General features: G+C 45.9%; 3 protein-coding genes. 1 reads left to right on the forward strand and 2 read right to left on the reverse strand.

What is annotated here, in order from left to right:
- Positions 1-3 precede the first annotated feature (3 nt).
- Both ACKPQ4_RS05185 and ACKPQ4_RS05190 read right to left on the reverse strand, forming a co-directional pair.
- Positions 4-1,080 (reverse strand): ABC transporter permease subunit, encoded by a 1,077-nt coding sequence (locus ACKPQ4_RS05185; protein ID WP_407680140.1) that lies wholly within the window; start codon positions 1,078-1,080, stop codon positions 4-6.
- Positions 1,077-2,501: an ABC transporter permease subunit gene (locus ACKPQ4_RS05190; protein WP_407680141.1), complete on the reverse strand. Its 1,425-nt coding sequence runs from the start codon at positions 2,499-2,501 to the stop codon at positions 1,077-1,079. The genes ACKPQ4_RS05185 and ACKPQ4_RS05190 overlap by 4 nt, the downstream gene beginning before the upstream one ends.
- Before the next feature lie 129 nt (positions 2,502-2,630).
- Here ACKPQ4_RS05190 and ACKPQ4_RS05195 point away from each other — a divergent pair.
- A partial coding sequence (locus tag ACKPQ4_RS05195; protein WP_407680142.1) for a peptide ABC transporter substrate-binding protein occupies positions 2,631-3,853 on the forward strand: 1,223 nt, incomplete at its 3' end.

The following is a 3,853-nucleotide window of genomic DNA, read 5'->3' on the forward strand; positions in this document are numbered from 1 at the left end:
TGTTCATTGGTAAGTGGAAAATTTTTTGGGGTCAAAAGCTTCTCGGATCGCTTCTCCGACGAAGGTAACCAAGGTAAGGGTGAGTACAAGTGCCCCGGCGGCGGACGAAACAATCCACGGGGCAGTCCTAAGGTTATTCACCCCCTGCTTGAGCAATTCACCCCAACTAGGCGTCGGTGCGGGCAGACCATAGCCAAGAAAATCTAATGCGGTAATTGAGGATATTGCCGCAGCAACAGTAAAAGGAGCAAAAGTAACCAAGGTGGAAATAACATTTGGCAGGAGATGCCGAAGAATAATCCTTCCCGACCCCGCTCCAATTACCTGAGCAGCAGCCACATAGTCCTTGGCTTTTTCTTTGTAAATAGCAGAACGAACATAATAAGTCATTCCAGTCCAGCTAAACAAAACCATAATCAAAAGCAGGGAAGATATCTGCCAAGTGAGTCCCCACCACCCGGGCATCACGGATACAAGGATGATCACCATGTAAAGAAAGGGGACATTCGACCAGACCTCAACGAGGCGCAATCCGAACATATCAACTTTACCCCCAAAATAGCCAAGAACAGACCCAGCCAGAATAGCCAACAAATAAGTTAAAAAAAGATAGCCCAGGGCAAAGGCAAAAGTAATACGGAACCCGTAGACCAATCGGGCGAGCACATCTCTTTCAGTCTTATCCGTACCCAAAAGGTGTCGGCTTTCCCAATTTGGAGGTGAGAAACCGGTGGAATCAGCTGCTCGATAGTCCATCTCATAGGGATCATAGGGAACGGGTGGTAAAAGGAGCCAGTTGCCTTCTGCTCGTTGGTGAAAAACCCGTTTGAGTTCTCGATAATTAGTTTCGTAACTATAACCTAAACCAAAGTGATCTCCAGGAATTTGAGCTCCATAGGAAGGGAAAAAATATTCGCCTTCATAATATACAATTAAAGCCCGTTTATTTACGACCAACTCAGCACACAAGCTAAGAAAAAAAGCACCAAACAAAAAGATAAATGACCAATAACCGCGACGCAGGGAGCGAAAGCGTTGAAGCTTTCGTAAGGTTAAAGGGTTAAGGGTTATTCTCATCATCCCTCAAAGCGTACTCGAGGATCCGCCCACGCCACGAGAGCATCTGCAAGCACATTACCCAACAACATTAAGCAGGCGGACAATCCAAGCACTCCCATAACCACCGGATAGTCCCGATCAATTACCGCGTTAAATCCCAAAAGCCCAAATCCATCGATATCAAAAATCGTTTCAATCAGAAAAGAACCCGTTACAAATAAAGTCACTTGGTGCCCGACATTGGTGGCCATGGGAACAAGCGAATTGCGTAAGGCATGCCTTCGAACAGCCTGGGAAAAAGAAAGCCCCTTAGCCATGGCTGTCCTGACATAATCGGCAGCAAGATGGTCGAGCAGGTGGTTTTTCATCAACATGGTAACAAAGGCAAATCCGCCAATTAAATAACAAGCCAGCGGTTGAATCGTATGAGCGAACAGATCCAAGGTTTGCTCCCACGGACTCATTGCCTCGGCACCAGGTGAGGTTAGCCCACTCATGGGTAACCAGTCGAGTTTGACAGAGAAGAAGAGCAACAACAAAGATCCCAAGGCATACCCTGGAACAGCATATCCAATAAATACAACTACGGAGGAAAAATCGTCCCACCCTGTCTTGTGCCTTAATGCCTTAAAGACTCCCAAAGGTATACAAACAAAATAGCTCAATAAAAAAGTAAGGACTCCAAAATAGGTTGAAACAGGAAGGCGTTCAGCGATAACCGAGATCACCGGTTCTCCAAAACGAATGGATTTCCCAAGGTTTCCCTGAAATACACCGGCATACTTTTCCAGATACAACTCGGCAATTGGTACCGCAAATTTGCTGTTTTCTGCATCACGCATTCGAACCTGCCAATTTCCCAAAAGAGAGGAACGATTCAAGATCTTCACGCTACCAGCTTCGCCTCTTAGTAAATCTACACTTTCACGGGCTTTCCTAACCCATCCACTACGAGAATCTGCCTCCCACCCGTCAATCCGGCCATCCTTATTGTGATCGAATTCCTTAAAAGGTATTGCCCGTTTGAGATGTTCCGGAATTTCCTCCCGGCTCACATACCCATCCCCATTCCAATCCAAACGAACGAGATGAAAGTTTGGCAAACTGATCCGTTCGCTAATCTTTTGTTTATTATCCGAAAATCGAACCTCACGAAATTCAATTTCTCTAGGCCTTAAACCTAACCAAATTAAATACGCTTCCCAGACAGGCTTATCATATCCGTAAAGCCTTTTCATCTGCAATAACTGTGCTGCTGAAAGAGCTTGCTCGGTTCCAGGACTGCGTCCACCCCCGCCTTCCTCGCTCACTTGTTGCATCTGCATCATCGCCTGTTCGATCGGTCCACCGGGGGCCATCCGTGTCAAAGCAAATACCAACAAGCTAATCCCTACCAATACGGGAGGAATCAAAAGCAACCTACGAATGAAGTAATCGCGCATTCAGAAAAAGAAATTCATACTTCGAATCTCTCATCGGAGTAAAGACAAACACCTAAAACCTGAACATTTATCCATCCTTTTGCTTGCCAAGCCTGACCGCCTGTCTCGTATTTGTCGGATACATATTTTATGTGCACAGTATTAATATTCCATAAATTTCATCCTTTAATCGCATTGGTCGGATGTCTTTGCGTAGCATGGTTCGTTCAGGGATGCTCCAAGCCCTCTAATGTCGAGACTGCACTGAACGAGAATATCCTACACTTTGGATTGGGTGCGGAACCACAGCACCTGGATCCTCACTTGGCGACCAGTGTGGCCGCTCACAATATTCTATCTGCCTTGCTTGAGGGTTTGGTAAGTGAGCATCCTGAAACCCTAAAACCCGTCCCTGGGGTCGCCCAAAGATGGGAGAAGTTGGAAGAGGGGAAAACCTACCTTTTTCATCTCCGAGAGAATGCACTCTGGAGCAATGGAGATCCGGTAACTGCTCATGATTTTGTTTATTCCTTTCGTCGTATCCTCAATCCGAATCTCGGAGCTCAGTATGCTTCCATGCTTCATCCGCTAAAAAACGCCAAACTATACCATGAAGGAAAAAAGTCTTGGGAGGAAGCCAATGTGGGAGCCGAAGCGATTGATAATTATACTTTGAAAATTACCTTGGAACATCCGATTCCATACTTCTTGGAATTGCTTAATCATTATTCCTGGTTTCCGGTCCACCGCCCCACCCTTGAAAAATTTGATGCCTTTGAAAAAATGGGGACTCCATGGACCAAGCCAGGTAACTTTGTAAGCAATGGACCCTTTCAATTGATCGAGCATCAAATTAATTCGGTCATCGCGGTAGGAAAGAATGAAGGCTATTGGGATGCTTCATCCGTTCGACTCGAAGGCATTCGTTTCTACCCCATCGAATCAGTTGATACCGAGGAGCGGGCTTATCGGGCCGGCTTTCTACACTTAACTCAGAGTGTATCCGCGGATCGCATTGATTATTTGAAAGAAAAGTATCCCGATGAACTTCACTTCGAACCTTATCTCGGGACATATTTTTATCGATTCAACTTAAAATCTCCCCCGTTTGACGATCTTCGGGTTCGCCAAGCTTTTAGCCTGGCAATCGATCGTCAACGACTGGTCGATAAAGTTCTAAAAGGCGGACAAACACCCGCAAATACCTTTACACCTCCTGGCACAGGTGGTTTTTATCCACAGCCACAGTTTCTTTACGACCCGAAAAAGGCCAGGCGTTTGCTCGATTCCTATTTATCAGAAAAAGGATTGGAGCGACTACCTCCTATTGAATTAACTTACAACACATCAGAGGGGCACAAGAAGGTTGCCGA

It is taken from the genome of Candidatus Chordibacter forsetii, from assembly GCF_964187505.1.
In the GTDB taxonomy this organism is placed as follows: Bacteria; Verrucomicrobiota; Verrucomicrobiia; order Opitutales; family Seribacteraceae; genus Chordibacter; species Chordibacter forsetii.

What these genes read in the sequence shown, in the direction of transcription:
- ACKPQ4_RS05190 (WP_407680141.1), bottom strand. Translation starts at nt 2,501, where the DNA reads ATGCGCGATTACTTCATTCGTAGGTTGCTTTTGATTCCTCCCGTATTG.
- ACKPQ4_RS05185 (WP_407680140.1), bottom strand. Translation starts at nt 1,080, where the DNA reads ATGATGAGAATAACCCTTAACCCTTTAACCTTACGAAAGCTTCAACGC.